Annotated in this window: 14 protein-coding genes; 10 read left to right on the top strand and 4 right to left on the bottom strand. The window is 41.5% G+C overall.

Annotated features, from left to right (window positions below; genetic code table 11):
- Positions 1-161: 161 nt before the first annotated feature.
- Positions 162-1,160 (bottom strand): phage shock protein operon transcriptional activator, encoded by a 999-nt coding sequence (pspF, locus tag FCV43_RS14970; protein ID WP_136995654.1) that lies wholly within the window; start codon positions 1,158-1,160, stop codon positions 162-164.
- 192 nt (positions 1,161-1,352) lie between these two features.
- Here pspF and pspA point away from each other — a divergent pair, with 192 nt between their 5' ends.
- From pspA to FCV43_RS15005, 7 genes are all read left to right on the top strand, one after another.
- A complete protein-coding gene (gene pspA / locus FCV43_RS14975) occupies positions 1,353-2,024 on the top strand; it encodes a phage shock protein PspA (protein ID WP_017054735.1) in 672 nt (223 codons plus the stop codon).
- 81 nt (positions 2,025-2,105) lie between these two features.
- Positions 2,106-2,339, top strand: a complete 234-nt coding sequence (gene pspB, locus FCV43_RS14980; protein ID WP_017054736.1) for an envelope stress response membrane protein PspB — start codon at positions 2,106-2,108, stop codon at positions 2,337-2,339.
- Positions 2,332-2,721 (top strand): envelope stress response membrane protein PspC, encoded by a 390-nt coding sequence (pspC, locus tag FCV43_RS14985; RefSeq protein ID WP_017054737.1) that lies wholly within the window; start codon positions 2,332-2,334, stop codon positions 2,719-2,721. The genes pspB and pspC overlap by 8 nt, the downstream gene beginning before the upstream one ends.
- A 174-nt stretch (positions 2,722-2,895) precedes the next feature.
- Positions 2,896-3,930 (top strand): efflux RND transporter periplasmic adaptor subunit, encoded by a 1,035-nt coding sequence (locus FCV43_RS14990; RefSeq protein WP_136995655.1) that lies wholly within the window; start codon positions 2,896-2,898, stop codon positions 3,928-3,930.
- 1 nt (position 3,931) lies between these two features.
- Entirely contained in the window at positions 3,932-5,008 is a 1,077-nt protein-coding gene (locus FCV43_RS14995) for an efflux RND transporter periplasmic adaptor subunit (RefSeq protein WP_136995656.1), read from the top strand.
- A 20-nt stretch (positions 5,009-5,028) separates the two neighbouring features.
- Positions 5,029-8,130: an efflux RND transporter permease subunit gene (locus FCV43_RS15000; RefSeq protein WP_136995661.1), complete on the top strand. Its 3,102-nt coding sequence runs from the start codon at positions 5,029-5,031 to the stop codon at positions 8,128-8,130.
- A 120-nt stretch (positions 8,131-8,250) separates the two neighbouring features.
- Positions 8,251-8,829 (top strand): DNA-3-methyladenine glycosylase I, encoded by a 579-nt coding sequence (locus FCV43_RS15005; protein ID WP_136995657.1) that lies wholly within the window; start codon positions 8,251-8,253, stop codon positions 8,827-8,829.
- A gap of 105 nt (positions 8,830-8,934) precedes the next feature.
- Here FCV43_RS15005 and FCV43_RS15010 read toward each other — a convergent pair whose 3' ends face one another.
- Both FCV43_RS15010 and cls read right to left on the bottom strand, forming a co-directional pair.
- The gene (locus tag FCV43_RS15010) at positions 8,935-10,122 is read right to left on the bottom strand and encodes a cystathionine beta-lyase (protein ID WP_136995658.1); all 1,188 of its coding nucleotides are present in this window, start codon (positions 10,120-10,122) and stop codon (positions 8,935-8,937) included.
- A 121-nt stretch (positions 10,123-10,243) separates the two neighbouring features.
- Entirely contained in the window at positions 10,244-11,698 is a 1,455-nt protein-coding gene (gene cls / locus FCV43_RS15015) for a cardiolipin synthase (RefSeq protein ID WP_113795967.1), read from the bottom strand.
- A 351-nt stretch (positions 11,699-12,049) separates the two neighbouring features.
- Between cls and FCV43_RS15020 the strand changes: the two genes are divergently transcribed.
- From FCV43_RS15020 to FCV43_RS15030, 3 genes are all read left to right on the top strand, one after another.
- Positions 12,050-13,384 (top strand): sodium-dependent transporter, encoded by a 1,335-nt coding sequence (locus FCV43_RS15020; RefSeq protein ID WP_113795968.1) that lies wholly within the window; start codon positions 12,050-12,052, stop codon positions 13,382-13,384.
- A 114-nt stretch (positions 13,385-13,498) separates the two neighbouring features.
- A complete protein-coding gene (locus FCV43_RS15025; protein ID WP_136995659.1) occupies positions 13,499-14,197 on the top strand; it encodes a TIGR01621 family pseudouridine synthase in 699 nt (232 codons plus the stop codon).
- Positions 14,198-14,217: 20 nt separating this feature from the next.
- On the top strand, positions 14,218-15,165 hold the full coding sequence (locus tag FCV43_RS15030; protein WP_136995660.1) for a class I SAM-dependent methyltransferase: 948 nt from the start codon (positions 14,218-14,220) through the stop codon (positions 15,163-15,165).
- A gap of 69 nt (positions 15,166-15,234) precedes the next feature.
- On the opposite strand, the gene FCV43_RS15035 is transcribed toward FCV43_RS15030, so the two are convergent.
- Entirely contained in the window at positions 15,235-17,391 is a 2,157-nt protein-coding gene (locus FCV43_RS15035) for a M9 family metallopeptidase (RefSeq protein WP_170961670.1), read from the bottom strand.
- Positions 17,392-17,501: the final 110 nt, after the last annotated feature.

The raw sequence follows: 17,501 nt of genomic DNA on the forward strand, positions 1-17,501 counted from the left end.
ATTTTTTAATGAACGAAGTTATTGGAGATACGATCTCATACTTCAAGATCCCACTAATTTACCATTTTTAAGCAAGCTGCACCAATCACAATAATCATATATAGCAAGCAGTTATTCGGTTTTGTTTTACTTCGACTATTTTTGATGGGATTTTAGCCAGATTACTCACCTGAAGAGCCATTGAGCCCATATTTTCGGATCATGCCTCTTAACTGATGATAGCTTAATCCCAGTAACTCTGCGGCTTGACGTTGATTAAATTTACTCTGCTTGAGGACCTGATTCAGCAGTACTTTATCTTGCTGTTCTTGCCATAACTTGTAGTTTAATGGGAAAGAAAAAGCCTGTTCATCTGTCGAACTGTCATCGATAACATCTGATTCTTGGCTATCCCAATGAGGTATGAATGGGTCAAATATCAACTCATCAATGGCATATTGTGAGGTCCCATTTTGATATACCGCTCGTTCGATAACATTTTTCAGTTCTCGAACATTACCGGGCCAAGGGTAAGCGAGTAACTCATTGACAGCGCTTTCAGTGAACCCTGAAAATAGCTCCAGTTGGAGTTCTCTACACATTTTTATCGCGTAGTATTCAGCCAGAAGCAATATATCCTCTTTACGCTCTCGCAGTGGTGGTAAATTGATAACATCAAAGGCTAGCCTATCTAATAAATCGGCTCTAAATTCGCCAGTCCTTGCGAGTTGGGGTAAGTTGGCATTCGTCGCACACACCAATCTGACATCTGCACTCAGGACTTTTTGGCCACCGACTCGTTCATACTGACCATATTCAATTACCCGTAAAAGTTTCTCTTGTACGGAAAGTGGCGCAGTAGCGAGTTCATCTAAAAATAGAGTACCACCTTCTGCCCGTTCAAATCGGCCTTGATGACGGCCTTTTGCCCCAGTAAATGCTCCAGACTCATGTCCAAAAAGTTCCGAGTCAATTAACCCTTCGCTTAATGTTGAACAATTGAGCGAAACTAGCGGTTGATCCCAGCGTTTAGAGAGATAGTGTAGTCGCTGAGCAATGAGTTCTTTGCCTGTTCCTCGCTCACCAATAATCAGTATTGGTCTTTGGATTGGAGCCAGTTTCGATACTTTGTCCAACACCGCGAGAAAAGCAGGTGATTCACCGATTAAGTTCTGTTTCATTTGAGCTTGGCTCCTGTGTGGCTAAATTTACCAACAATAGGTTAAATTCATCATAGCATGGATTGGGTGCATTCCTTGCTTTCTTGTAACTTATTGTTTTTAAATAACTATAATATTGGCATGGTTATTGGTTATATAACAATATACATAAACAGGTGTATTGAAGATTTAACATTAATAAGGGGAACCACCATGGGTATTTTTTCTCGTTTTGCAGATATCGTAAATTCAAACATTGGCGCATTGCTGGATAAGGCTGAAGATCCTGAAAAAATGATTCGCCTTATTATCCAAGAGATGGAAGACACTTTAGTAGAAGTGAGAACTAACTCAGCAAAAGCCATTGCTGATAAAAAAGAGTTAGCGCGTCGAGTGGAAGCAATGGCCGATCAAATTAATGATTGGCAACAAAAAGCCACATTAGCATTAACGAAACAGCGTGAAGATCTTGCTCGTGCAGCGCTGATTGAAAAGCAGAAACTCGAAGATATTATTAAGGGTTTACACACTGAGCAGACACTCGTCGAAGAAACCATCACCAAACTTACCGATGAAATTGGTAAGCTTGAGACTAAAATTACCGAAACACGAGCGAAGCAACAAGCGTTAGCTATTCGTAATCAAGCGGCGTCAAATCGTCGTGATGTACAAAAACATCTGCATTCAAGCCGAAGTCATGAAGCGATGGCAAAGTTTGAGCAATACTCGCGTAAAGTGGATGAGTTAGAGGCGGAGGCTGATGTGTATGCAAAATCGGGTACTGCGAAGTCACTTGACCAAGAGTTTGCTGAGTTGCAAGCTAATGATGAAATAGAGAAAGAATTAGCGAAACTGAAGCAACAAGTTGAGCAACAAAACAAATAATTTAAAGCGGTTCATCACTTGGCTGCTTTAAACAAGAAAGCAGCTAGATAGCTTTGAATAATAAAAGGTTAGGAGTGGATTATGTCATCATTTTTTATAGCAGGCCCATTAATTGTTTTTCTGATTTTTGTTGCTCCGCTATGGCTGTTTTTACATTACAGAGGTAAGCGAAAATCGGAAAATGGCTTATCGAGCGAAGATTATCAAAGGTTACAAACCTTGTCTGAAAAAGCGGAGTCGATGCAATCTAGAGTCGAAACGCTAGAGCGTATCCTTGATGCGGAGTCACCTAATTGGAGACGAAATTATGACTAAGCGAGAGCTCTACCGAGATACTGAAAATGGGAAAATATCGGGTGTATGTGCGGGTTTGGCGAACTATTTCGGTTCAGAAGTATGGTTGATTCGAATCCTAGTCATTTCAGCCGCTCTGCTTGGTGGTAGTTTCTTAGTGTTATTAGCTTATATTGCCATGACGTTGATGCTGGAAAAACAACCAGTGCAATATGTCGAAAGCTTAAAATCTCAGCAAGAACATACCTTGAAAAGCAAACCTTGGCAGCAAGGAAAAACGGCGGATGCTCTGCTGAAAACGTTGGAGCAAGAATTTAATCAAATCGAAACTAAAGTGCGAGACATGGAAGCATATGTGACTTCTGACACTTTTAAAGTTAACCGCGAATTTAATAAGTTGTAGCGGCCAATTGTAATTAAATGAACCTTCGAAATAAGTTGAAGAGTGCGCTACTCCTCAACTTATTCTTTTTTATATAGTTCTCAAGCTATTTACTGGAAGCCAATCGTCGATTCATCTATGTTAATAAGTAGAAAAAATAGTTAATACTACGAACATTAACAAGGATGATAAATCATGCACAAAGCGATATTGCTCCTGTTTGGAGCTTTGTTGGGGCTATCGGGCTGTGGAAGAGATCTTCCTCCTGTTCCAGAACCTGACTCTCGACCTGCTAAGTTGTTTCGTGTCTCGGTTGGAAATACACAATTTGAACGAAGCTTTCCTGCCACCAGTGACGCTGGTGATAAAGCGGTATTAGCATTTCGTGTTCCGGGCCAGCTCCAAACCATTGATGTTCTTGCTGGGCAACCCGTTGAAAAAGGCGCACTTCTTGCGACGCTTAATCCTGATGAATACACCCTTTTAGAGCAGCAAGCTAAAGCCAACTTTAAACTTGCGGATGTCCAATATCAGCGTATGAAAAAGTTGCGTGTTGATAAGGTGGTGTCTGAACAAGATTTTGACCAATCAAAAGCCAACCATAACTCTGCCAAAGCCCTTTTAGAGCAAGCTCAAGCCAATTTACGCTACACGCGACTTATCGCGCCCTATAAAGGCACCATTTCTATCATACCTGCGAAAACGAATGAGTTCATCGATGCAAAACAGGGCGTGATGAATATTCAAACCAATGAAGTGCTTAAAGTCGTTTTTCAGATTTCTGATAAATTATTAAATCGCTTTGCTAACGGCAACCAAGTAAGTGTCACTATGGTTTTTGATGCTTTCCCAGAACGGTCTTTCCCATTAACGTTTCAAGAGGTTGATACAGAAGCTGATTCAACAACAGGCTCTTATAAAGTGACTATGGTTATGGACCGCCCTAAAGATATTGGGATCTTGCCGGGGATGTCTGGCTCCGTTACGGCTATTGCTGCGAGAGGTAATGCGACAAGAATTCCACAAGATGCCATTTTTGAAGAACAAGGAGAAACGTGTGTTTGGCGTGTTTCCGATGAGGGGATTGTTGAAAAAGTACAAGTAACGTTGAATGAAAAGAGGCAAGTACTTTCTGGTTTAACTGACGGTGATCAGATAGTGACGTCTGGAGTGAGTCAGATTGAAGCGGGCATTAAAGTTCGAGAATGGATCAAGGAGCGAGGTCTATAATATGAAAATTTTGATCAAGACATTCGCGTTATGCACGCTGCCACTACTTTATGGTTGTGGAGAACCCACAACGGTTGACGTCGTTAGTACGCCACTTGTGAAGGTGGTCGATGCGGGTAGCCATGAAATGCAAGATAACCTGTACTTCCCTGCTGTCGCAAATGCTGCCGAACGAGCGCATTTAAGTTTTCGAGTTTCAGGAGAAATAAATAAGCTTAATGTTCGTGAAGGAGACCGAGTAAAAAAAGGCGATATTTTAGCTGAAATTGATCCGACGGATTATCAGTTAGATGTCGATAATGCGAGCGCAAAATACTCGGTAGCAAACAGTCAGTTTGAACGTTCAAAACCTTTGGTCAAAAAGGGGCTTTTAGCGAAGTCACAATTTGATGAGCTTGCGGCGCAAAGACAAATCGCATTATCTGAATTTGAGTTAGCAAAGCTCCGATTGTCATTTACAAAATTACGCGCTCCTATTGATGGCATGATTTCACGAGTGAACGTGGATCAATTTGAAAATATTCAAGTAGGCCAACAGGTGGTTAATATTCATAGCGTTAAGGATGTGGAGGTGATGATACTACTTCCAGACCAAATCTATGTGAAGCAACCTGATCCTGAGAAATTGGCCAAGGTGAGAGCCACTGTACGAGTTCCAAGTGGTAATGAATATTTGGCTTCAATCAAAGAGTTCACCACGGAACCTGATCCAAAAACGGCGTCATATACCGTTACTTTGACACTCCCAATGCCTCAAGAAGAGTTCATTTTAGATGGCATGGCTGTAGAAGTGACAACAAAAGGGGAGTCGATTGAAATCGACCTGAACGCAGGGGTGAATATTCCGATAGAAGCCATATTCAATGCTGGGGGATTACAGCGTGAAAATATGTATGTTTGGGTTTTAAATGAAGACTCTACGGTGAGAAAACAGAAGGTGGTGACAGGTAAGGCAATCCAAGATCATATTCAAGTCACGGATGGATTAATAGGCTCAGATCAGATAGTGATGGCTGGTATCAGCCGATTGCGAGATGGAATGGCGGTTAAAGTGATACAGCAAGAGGTGAATCAATGAGCAATCTAACAGAAAAAAACATGCCTAAGCCTCAATCATCTTCACTACAAGATGATTCTGATGTCACTGGCGTTGCGGCTTATTTTATTCGTAATAAAGTGATTAGCTGGATGCTCTCTTTGATTTTCCTCATTGGTGGTGTCGCCGCATTTTTTGAACTTGGACGTTTAGAAGATCCCGCCTTTACCATTAAAGATGCAATGGTCGTGACATCCTACCCTGGCGCAACACCTCAGCAAGTGGAAGAAGAGGTGACTTATCCGCTTGAAAAAGCCATCCAGCAGTTGTCGTATGTAGATGAAGTCAATTCGCTCTCCAGTCGCGGCTTATCACAGATAACGGTAAGCATGAAAAATAGCTATGGTCCGGATGATCTTCCGCAAATATGGGATGAATTACGTCGTAAAGTGAATGATCTCAAATCACAACTTCCGCCGGGCGTGAATGACCCAAGTGTGATTGATGATTTTGGTGATGTGTATGGGATTTTATTGGCGGTAAGTGGTGAAGGCTACAGTTACAAAGAGCTGCTTGATTATATCGATTATTTACGACGTGAGTTGGAGCTGGTTGATGGTGTGAGTAAAGTTTCGGTGTCAGGTCAACAGCAAGAACAAGTCTTTATTGAAATCTCAATGAAGAAAATTAGCTCACTTGGGTTATCACCAAACACTGTTTTTAATCTGCTTTCGACACAAAATGTCGTGTCCGATGCTGGTGCTATCCGCATCGGTGATGAGTACATTCGTATCCATCCCACGGGTGAATTTGACGATGTAGACCAGTTAGGCGACTTAATTTTAACGGATGGCGGCAGTGATGGGCTAATCTACTTACGCGATGTTGCCGAAGTGAAGCGTGGTTATGTGGAAGTGCCAAGCAATATCATTAATTTCAACGGAAAGTTGGCACTGAATGTTGGTGTTTCGTTTACTGCTGGAGTGAACGTGGTTGAAATTGGTAAAGCTTTCGACCGTCGTCTTGCGGAACTGAAATTCCAACAGCCTGTAGGGATTGAGATTGGTGAAATTTACAGCCAACCTAAAGAAGTCGACAAATCCGTTAGTGGTTTTGTGATCAGTCTTGGGCAAGCCGTTGCAATCGTTATTATTGTTCTGCTCTTCTTTATGGGGCTTCGCTCTGGTCTATTGATCGGTTTGATACTGTTGCTTACGGTTCTGGGTACGTTTGTCTTTATGCAGTATTTCAAAATCGATCTGCAAAGGATCTCGTTAGGTGCGTTGGTTATCGCCCTTGGGATGCTGGTGGATAATGCCATTGTGGTGGTAGAAGGGATACTCATTGGTACGCAAAAAGGACGAACTCGATTACAAGCGGCAACCGATATCGTGACTCAAACCAAGTGGCCATTATTGGGGGCGACAGTGATCGCCGTAACCGCGTTTGCTCCGATTGGTTTGTCACAGGATTCTACAGGTGAATACTGTGGAACACTGTTTACCGTTTTGCTTATCTCATTGATGTTAAGTTGGTTCACTGCCATATCATTAACGCCATTCTTTGCCGATATCTTTTTTAAAGGCCAGAAAACACCAGAACAGGGAGAGGATTCTGACCCATATAACGGCATGGTGTTTGTTGTTTATAAGAACTTTCTTGAATTTTGTATGCATAAAGCGTGGCTCACGGTTGCTGTGTTAGTCATTGGCTTAGCTGCGAGTTTGTATGGCTTTACACAGGTTAAACAATCCTTTTTCCCTTCATCAACTACTCCGATGTTTATGGTTGATATTTGGATGCCGGAAGGGACTGACATTCGAGCGACGAATACAAAATTGAAGGTTTTGGAAGCTTGGTTAGCAGAGCAAGATGAAGTGTCTCATGTCACTACAACGGCGGGTAAAGGTCTGCAACGTTTTATGCTGACTTATGCTTCGGAAAAAAGTTATGCCGCATACGGTGAAATTGTGACTAGAGTGAAGAGTTATGAGGTGTTGGCACCCTTAATGGCTCGCTTCAGAGAGCATATACAATCTCAGTTCCCTGAAATTAACTTTAAGTTGAAGCAGGTAGAGCTAGGTCCCGGTGGCGGCGCGAAAATTGAAGCACGTTTAGTTGGTTCTGATCCGACAATATTACGTAAACTGGCAGAGCAGGTAATGGATGTTATGTATGCCGATAGCGGTGCGCATAATATTCGTCATGACTGGCGTGAACGTACAAAAGTTCTTGAGCCGCAATTTAATGAGAGCCAAGCTCGTCGTTACGGGATCAGTAAATCTGATGTTGATGAATTCTTAATGATGTCGTTCTCGGGTAAATCAGTGGGTGTGTACCGTGATGGCACAACGCTGATGCCGATTATCGCGCGTTTACCTGAAGATGAACGGGTGGATATCAGAAACATTGAGGGGATGAAAATTTGGAGCCCAGTGTTAAGCGAATTCATACCACTGCAACAGATCACTCAAGGTTATGAAATGCGCTGGGAAGACCCACTGATTGTGCGTAAGAATCGTAAGCGTATGCTAACGGTGATGGCAGATCCCGATATTTTAGGAGAAGAAACGGCTTCAACGTTACAGAAGCGGCTGCAACCACAAATCGAAGCCATTGAGATGCCCGCGGGCTATTCATTGGAGTGGGGAGGAGAGTATGAGTCCTCTAGTGACGCACAAGCTTCGCTATTTCAAACCATGCCAATGGGCTACCTATTCATGTTCTTGATTACGGTATTCTTATTCAATTCTGTAAAAGAGCCACTGATCGTATGGTTGACCGTTCCTCTGGCAGTGATTGGGGTAAGTACGGGACTACTATTACTCGATACACCATTTGGCTTTATGGCGCTGCTTGGGTTCTTAAGCTTATCCGGAATGTTGCTGAAAAACGGTATTGTTTTACTCGATCAAATTGAGATTGAAATGCACTCAGGGAAAGATCCTTATCTCGCGGTAGTTGATGCCGCTTTAAGCCGTGTTCGCCCTGTTTGTATGGCCGCGATAACCACTATTTTAGGGATGATTCCGCTGCTGCCGGATACATTCTTTAAGCCAATGGCGGTGACGATCATGTTCGGTTTGGGATTTGCAACGGTATTAACATTGATTGCGGTACCTGTTTTCTATCGATTATTTCATCGAATTAAGATCACTGGCTAAGTAGGTGCGCTACTATATGACTATGCCTTTAAATGACCCATTTAAAGGCATTTTTTTGATATTTATCCATGTGTATATGTGCACAATAAAACAAGAATTTAAATCATGTTAGGTGACGATATGAGTGATATAGAAGATCATACTTGCCCTTGGGCGATGACTCATGAATTAGACCGTGAGTATCATGATGCCGAATGGGGTGTCCCTGTTTATGATGACATCAAGCTATTTGAATTTATTACCTTAGAAGGGGCGCAAGCAGGGTTGAGTTGGATTACGATTCTGAAAAAGCGTGAAGGGTATCGTGCTGCCTTTGAAGCTTATAACATTGAGAAATTGGCTCAATACGATGAAGATCATGTGCCCTACATTATTGAAAATTTTGATGTGGTTCGCCATAAAGGAAAAATTGCATCCGTTTACAGTAATGCGAGAGCGGCGTTGGCTTTGCAGCAAGAGTATGGATCTCTTGAGATAGCGTTATGGCAATTTGTCGATGGAAAGCCAATCGTCAATCAGTGGCGTTCTCAAGATGAGGTTCCAGCGTTCACAGAACAATCAAAAGCGATGAGTAAGTTTCTTAAAAAGAAAGGGTTTAAATTTGTCGGTGAGACCATTTGTTATGCATTTATGCAGGCGACTGGAATGGTCAATGATCATTTAGTGACATGTCCCAAGTATCATTTGGATGCTCGCTAGGAATACAGTCTGATGAGAATACAATAGAGAAAGGTAAGTGTTGATTTCAAATGCAACACTTACGCAATTAAATATATTATATCAATGGGTTAAGATGTAAGAGAGTTAAGATATAAGAGCGTTGTAGCGTTCAAGCCCTGATTCTAGATCGGCAATGAGGTCCTCAACATCTTCTAAACCTATGTGCAAACGAATGAGTGTGCCTGAAAAATTTGGGTTCGCAATGGTTCTTAAGCTATCGAAACTTTTAGGTTCATTCGCCAAAATCAGACTTTCGAATCCTCCCCATGAATAACCCATGCTGAAATGAGTCATGCCATCGAGTAACGCGGTGGTTGCTCGTGGGTAAGATGTTTTCAATACAAAAGAAAACAATCCGTTTCCACCAGTAAAATCGCGCTCATAGAATTCGTGCCCTGGGCATGTTTCCAGAGCGGGATGACGGACATGATCGACTTCAGGGCGTGTTGCAAGCCATTGAGCGACCTTAAGGCTATTTTTAGCATGTTGGCGCATCCGCACATCAAGAGTTCGGATACCTCTTAGTCCGAGGTATGCATCATCAGGGGATACGCATTGTCCCATGAGGTAACTCTGCTCTCGAAGTTGGTCCCAACATTTCTCATTAGCGACAGCAGTACCAAGCATGACATCGGAGTGACCAACAATGTATTTTGTTGCGGCTTGAATTGAGATATCGACACCATGATCAAATGGTGAGAAATTGACACCAGCGGCCCAGGTATTGTCCAGCATAACGACAATATCGTGCTCATGAGCAATTCGAGCGAGGGTCGGAACATCTTGAACTTCCATGGTGATGGAGCCTGGAGATTCGGTGAACAGAACTTTGGTATTCGGCCTGATCAATGTTCTTATATCTTCGCCTATTTGAGGATCGTAATACGTGGTTTCGACCCCCATTTTTTTCATTATTGTATTACAGAAATCTCGAGTCGGTTCGTAACAGGTGTCTACCATCAAAATATGATCACCGGTTTCAACAAAAGATAAAATGGCATTTGAAATAGCAGCGGTGCCGCAAGGGAATAGGGCGCAGCCGGCTCCACCTTCAACATCAACCATGGCATCTTGAAAAGCAAAGTGAGTATTGGTGCCACGGCGACCATAAAACAGAGTCTTATTCGCTCGATTGATCGTTGCGTGGTTTTTCTCGGCTACGGTATCAAACACAATCGTAGATGCGCGCTGAATAGGAGGATTTACCACGCCATTGGTCCACTTTTTGTCGCGGCCAGCGGTAATCAATTGAGTTTTTTTCTTTTCTGCCATTTGAATTCCTTGTCAGAGTCAATGCTGTGAGAGCTTACATAGTGATGTTAATGCTTATATAAAGCACGTTGAGGTTGAATAATGCAAGCTACGATTCGTTATGCGTTATTACCAATTGAAATTAGAGCAATGGGTTGAATAAATAAAATGCACGTTCAAAAAAGCGGTTGTAAACAGATCGTTTGTTCCATTCCGGTAATAATATGCTGTGCGAACTATCAATATAAGTCTGCTGTAACCAATACAGTTCTTTAGTAAACGCCTCATCATCCACAGCGAGAGTGACTTCAAAATTGAGCCACAAGCTGCGCATATCAACGTTTACTGTTCCGACTAAGCAAAACTTCTCATCAATCACCACAGATTTGGTGTGCAATAGACCGCCATAAAATTCATATATCTTCACTCCGGCTTCTAATAGTTCGCTATAAAAAGCACGAGATGCCCACTTGACCATCAGTGAATCGTTTTTGTGCGGAATGATTAACTCAACGTTCACGCCCCGCTGAGCCGTCATTTTTAGCGTTTCTAATAGATCAGCACTGGGAACAAAATAGGGTGTAGTGATTCGAATAGATTCATTGGCTTGATGCATGGCGATACTGAGGACTTGTAAAATGAGGTTTTCAGGCATCCCCGGCCCGGAAGGCACGACTTGGATAGGGTGAAGGCTCTCATTGGTATTAATTGTACACTCAGGTAATTGAGGAAAGACTCGTTCACCAGTCTCCACTTCCCAATCCCAGCAATGAATCGCGGAAAGAACATTGACCGTTGGGCCTGTGACCCTCACCATAATGTCAATCCACTGACCGACGCCTGAATCTTGTTTGAAATGTTCAGGGTCAACCAGGTTCATTGAGCCTGTATAGGCAATGCTATCATCGATAACAATAATTTTTCTGTGTTGACGTAAATCTAAGCGACGCAAAAATATACGCATAGGGCTTACTGCAAGTGCTTGCTTTACCTCAATACCAGAAGATTTCATCATGCCGAACCAATGACTTCGGAAAAATCGCGGGCTTCCGGCTGAATCCAGTAACAGCTTTACATTCACCCCTCGCTTAGATGCCTGTATCAATGCAGAGGCGACAGAATCTGCTAACCCTCCGGGATGCCAAATGTAGAAAACCATCCGAATACTTGATTGAGCGTTTTCAATATCTTGAATTATCGAGCGTAATATTTTGTCGGGGGAGTCTTGCAATGAAAGTGAGTTACCACTCAAAGCTGGGATCCCCATTCGGTTATTACATAGCTCATCAATTTTGGTGATATGAACGCTCATGTGCTCAGGAAGGTGAGCTTGGCAGTCGTTTAACTGATTAAACCAATTACCAAAAGGGGTGAACATTTTATGAGCTCGCTCTGCCCGTGTTCTGCCTAAATTAAGCTCCCCAAAAAGGAAATAACAGAACACACCAACAATAGGAATGATGTAAATAATCATCAACCAAGATAACGAAACACTCACTGCTCTCCGTTTTAGAACCACACGCAAGGTCACACCTGCGACAAGCACCCAGTAAAGGACAACGCCAATGATCGTAAGATAATGATAAAGCTGTTCCATGAGATAAGTTCTGTAGGTTTAGATAGTTCTGATAGTAATGCGAAACTACTTGAATGGGAATTTTCTATGCGATCAAAATTGCAAGAAGATATGAAACCTCTTACCAGTGGATTGTTGTTAGAAAAGTGTTAAATGGCGAGGTAAAAAGAAAGATTGATTAAAAAACCAACATTTAAAAGTGAAAACTTGAGTGTAATCCGAAAAATATACTGTTCGGACTTCCAATTTTAATCTCAAACTGGTTTACTTGCTAGACATCAAGCGCCAATCCATTTTTATTAGAGTGTAAATTAAAATTTACACCACCCTATAGGCGCCTTAATACGCACACACAACTTTGGTACATTTATTATGGCGAGTAGTTCTAGAGGCCAATTCTCTTCGAAGTTTGGTTTTATAATGGCCGCAGCGGGTTCCGCTGTTGGTTTAGGTAATATTTGGGGATTTCCCACACAAGCTGCGAGCAATGGTGGCGCGGTATTTTTAATTGTTTATCTATTGATGGTGTTCTTGCTTGCATTTCCGATGCTGGTCGCTGAACTGACTATCGGTCGTTACGGTCAATCTAACCCAATTGCATCATTAAAAGCAGTATGGCCAAAAGGTAAAGCAGGTGCGATTGCTGTCGGCTTAGCTGGCATGACAGCGGTATCTTTAATTTTAAGCTTTTATGCCATCGTTGCTGGTTGGTTAATTGGTTCTTTTGCCGGAAGCGGTCTTGACCTGCTTGGTATGAATGACGCTGCGGATTGGCTAACGGGTTTTGGTACGGCTCGAAACCTGATTTTGATGGTTATATTTATGCTGCTAACTATGTATGTAGTACGTAGTGGCGTTGCTGATGGTATCGAACGTTGGTCAACTCGTTTAATGCCTGTGCTTTTTGGTCTGTTCGGATTGATGATCATCTACATCTTTACGCAAGATGGTGCTGTCGAAGGTCTGAAAATGTACCTTGTTCCTGATTTCTCACATTTCAGTGCTGATCTTGTCGTTAGTGCAATGGGTCAAGCCTTCTTCTCATTATCACTTGGTGTTTGTACCATGATGGTATACGGCTCTTACCTGAAAAAAGATACGAACTTACCTAAAACCGCAGCGCAGGTTGCATTGGTTGATACTGGTGTTGCATTTGGTGCTGGGTTGCTGATTCTTCCTGCAATGTTTGTGGCGAAAAACAATGGCGTAGAAATTTTCTCAGAATCAGGCGCATTACTAAGTTCAGATACACTCGTGTTTGCAGTTCTACCAGCGATGTTCGATACAATGGGCACAATGGGTATCTTTGTTAGTCTTGTGTTCTTCCTGCTAATGATTATTGCGGCTTTAACATCATCTATTTCAATGCTTGAAGTGCCAGTTGCATGTGCGACTGAGGAGCTTAAACAGAGCAGAACAGTCGCAGTGGCGTGGATTGGTACCGTAATAACAGTGGTATCGTCAGTGATTGTTTTAAACTTTGGCGATCTGTTCGGCTTTGTAATTCAGCTAACGACTGTGTACGCACAACCGATTATCGGCCTATTCATAACGCTGATTGCGGGCTGGATTTGGCACCGTAACAGTGTATTAGAAGAGCTTAAGCAAGGTTACCCAGAAATTGAAAGCGGCTTATTCTGGAAAGTATGGCCACTATATGTTCGTGTTGTATGCCCAGTACTGATGCTGATGGTCTTCTTTGCATAAAGCGTCCATTTATACACGATACTTCTAATGAAAGCCTCGCCATTGCGGGGCTTTTTCGTGTGGTATCTCTGCAAGGAATCGCTATAATCAAGCGCCTATTATAGGAGCGCAGTCATGTTCGACATACTCTTTAGTCATTCCGACTTTGTAATCATTAACAAACACCCTAACGTCAGCGTCCACAAAGATGACGGTGATACCATGCTGCTCCAAGAAGTGGCTAAAGTGACTGGAGACGACAAACTCTATCTGGTCCACCGCCTAGACAAAATGACCTCTGGTATTCTTCTATTAGCAAAACACCACACGGCCGCAAGTGCGTTATCTCAAGCATTTGCCAATCGCGAAGTGGAAAAATACTACTTAGCAATCGGAGCCAAAAAACCGAAGAAGAAACAGGGGTTGGTAAAAGGGGATATGGAGCGCTCTAGACGATCTTCATGGAAGCTAATGACTACTCAGGTTAACCCTGCAATCACTCAATTCTTATCGCAAGCGGCCCTACCAGGTGAGCGGTTATTCCTTTGTAAGCCGTATACAGGGCGTACCCATCAAATAAGAGTGGCATTAAAATCTGTAGGTTCTGCGATTGTTGGTGACCCTATTTATAATTGTGGTGAGCCATCAGACCGTGGTTATTTACACGCTTTTGCTATTCGTTTCAAATACCAGCAAGAAGAGTTTGAATGCCTTTGCGATCCTAGAGAGCAGATAAACCTTGGAGCCAAGTGGCATGAACAACCGACAAGTAGCAATATAGATGAGTGGCTGACGCCTTGGACGATGAACTGGCCTAAGTTAACGACTAAATGATAAGTAATAGAGATTTTCAGATGCAAACAATCGCACTACCCGTATTTTTTGAACATATAGAGCAACAACTTCATACCGCCCCTGATGAAATCCGACGTATTTTTCATGGGCGAGGGCAGCACTGGGAAGGATTAGAGCAACTGACATGTGATTGGCTACAAGGCCAGATGGTAGTGAACATTTTTAAACCAGTTGAAGACAAATTTTTTAATGCGCTGAAATCTGGTTTACTTGCTTTAACAAAGAGTGAAATTTGGAATAAAAGAGAAGGTAAGTCGATTCTAATTCAACACCGTTATAGTGACGGTGCTCCATCTGAGGTGATCTTTGGTGAATTAAACGCAAATCCAGTGGTTATTGAAAGCGGTTTAAAATACCAGCTAGATATAGGCAGAAACCAGAACTTTGGTTTGTTTCTAGACATGCGTTTTGGGCGTGACTGGGTAAGAAATAATGCTGAAGAGAAGAAGGTATTAAATTTATTTTCATATACCTGTGGCTTCTCAGTCGCGGCTATTGCTGGTGGTGCAAATAAAGTGGTTAATGTAGATATGGCAAAAGGCTCACTGAATAAAGGACGTGAAAATCACCGAGTAAATGGACATGACACAAGCAAGGTTAGCTTCTTAGGTCATGATATTTTTAAGTCGTGGGGAAAAATAAAAAAGGCAGGGCCATACGAATTAATCGTAATTGATCCACCATCTTTTCAGAAAGGAAGCTTCGCATTAACAAAAGATTATAAAAAAATATTACGACGTTTACCTGAATTATTGACCGAAAATGGGCAAGTTTTAGCTTGTGTTAACTCGCCAGCGGTCAGCCCTGATTTTTTAATTAATTCTATGAAGGAAGAGGCTCCATTAATTAAGCACAGCACTAGGTTGAATAATCCACCGGAGTTTTTGGATATAAATCCAGCTTTAGGCCTTAAGGTAATGGTTTTTAGTCAAGATAATGCTATCTAGATAACATTATCTTGACTATATAGTAATGACGAGTCCGAAAATATTTTTCGAACTCGTACCAGGGGGGGACTAAAAGGACGTGGCTTCTAGGTTTACGTTAAAAGACTCACGCCCACTAATGCTTATATAGTAATTTCCTGACTTAATATAGCCATTGGCATCTTTTGGTATGGCTATTATTTCATTGCTTCCTGTTGTGAAATTTGTCCACTCATAATCATAGTAATGACATGTTTTGCCGTAGCATGCATACATATCGGCATCACCGCGCCCTGTAATTGATAGCTCAAGACTTGTTAAACCTTCAGGAATCTTTAAGTAATATAGTTTTTCTGAGTGCTGCTCCCCACTAACTTCGAGACTACTATTTAAATTCATTAAAATTGGATCCGCAGCAGGCTTAGGTGTTGATGTATCAGTATCGTTAATGTTTTCGGTAACTATATCTAACCAAGTTTGGAACTCATCATTGTATAAAGGGCCTAGTTGGTTTAGTAGGGTTACCCAATCTTTGTATTGGCCTAAGCGAGCGAGGTTCATTAACTGAGTGGCTTCAGCTGGGTGCTCTTCAAGCATAAACCTTACGGCGAGGTAGCCCCAACGATAAATCCTGTTGGTATCATCATTATAGCTCGTAGTAAAAACATCAAGTAGGGAATAAGTTTTTTGTTTTCCTAAAGATAGTGCAGCATAATAGCTGTCTTTATAATGCATGTATTCCGCGAAGCCTTCCAGCCACCACACAATACTTCCTTCTTTCATTGTGGTTCTGAAATCACCATATTGATTAAAACGGCCATCTAGATAGTGAACATATTCATGTTCTAAATTCAATATGGAAAATTCATCTCCCCATCCATTTTGATAAGCAACAAATCGAGGAGTATTCCCATACTTTGATGGGTCGCGTTCGAGGAACTGCCCCCCATTATTGGTTGAATTACCGAATAAAAAACTAGAGTAGGTTGAGTACTCATCTTTCGTTTTAAAAGCAATGACGTCGACATTTTCACTGTAATCATCTGCGACAGGTTGATAGCCAGTTGCGGCAACAATATGAAAATCTGTTTCTACATCTTTTAGGATTTGGCAACTTTTTTGGGCTTGTTTATCTGTCATTTCTTGAGCAATAATTTGAGCAGGTCCTTGACAGTCATAACTAAAAGGCATGACAATTTTCATTAATCTATCTGTGGAATTTTCTAAGCCTAATTGTGAATTATACTCAGGAGCATAAGCATTAACCATCTCTGCGATTCCGACCCAAACACGATCTGACTTTCCACCTAATGGGTAATCTTGTAAAAGAATTTGAAGTGTATCTATTACAATTTTTTTTGTAATCACATCATGAGTTTTAACTAGTCTTGATAGTTCACGTGCGGCATTTCCAAGTAGAGCTTCAGAGTCAGTTCCTATTGCCCAAGAATTATTTAAAATGAATGATTGTAGCTTATTTATGTATACTGGATCGGATTCTACGACACCATAAAATGATTTGTTTTGGGAGTGGCCAGCCATCGAAATAAAAATATTATTGATAGCTTTTCTATAATAATAACTTTCACTCAGATCTTGAGTGAAACTATCTAGCATCGAAAATACTTCGGGAGCAGCCACTGAGAGTTGCCGAGTACTATCGATAACAATTATCATAGAACCTAATGCTTCTTGTTGTATCTGTCCTTTTGTCAGAGCAAAAGAAGAACGTAGAAATTGTTTAATAGTACTTGAGATTGCAATCGCAGTACTATCAGGGAATGGCTCTAGCTCTCTAGAAAAAGTATCATGCCGATTTTTGTAAGCGGCCTTGATAAACTCACCAAGATAATAGATATGTTCTGCTTGTTCTTCTTTTCCTTGGTAATTATTGGTAACTTGCAAAAGCGATTGATTGATTTGATGTAAAACCTGCGTGGTAAATAACTGTTCAACTTGATTTTTTGAAGGTGAAAACCAAGTACGCATACAGTCATAAGTCCCATTTGCAACCTGAGAATTTATAGTTGAAATATTCTCAATAAGCTCTTGTGCTTTACACTCACCTGAATATGGAAAAGCAATAGAATCAGTGGTATGATCTGGGTCAAGGTCGATATCATTATTTACATCTGACATATCAGGGTTAGATGAAGGGGGGGAGGGGCTATCTTCGCTTCCACAACCTGATAATAAAGCTGAGATAGATATTATTAATAATGTAGTCTTTAAATTTATAAGTGACATGGTAAATTAGTTTAGTGGGAAATTGACGAATATATACTATTGTTCGAAATAGATTAAATTACAAATGGTGATGTATCTATAATATTATTTTATACATACATACATACATA

The sequence above is a fragment of the Vibrio genomosp. F6 genome, from assembly GCF_005146325.1.
Classification (GTDB): Bacteria; Pseudomonadota; Gammaproteobacteria; order Enterobacterales; family Vibrionaceae; genus Vibrio; species Vibrio cortegadensis.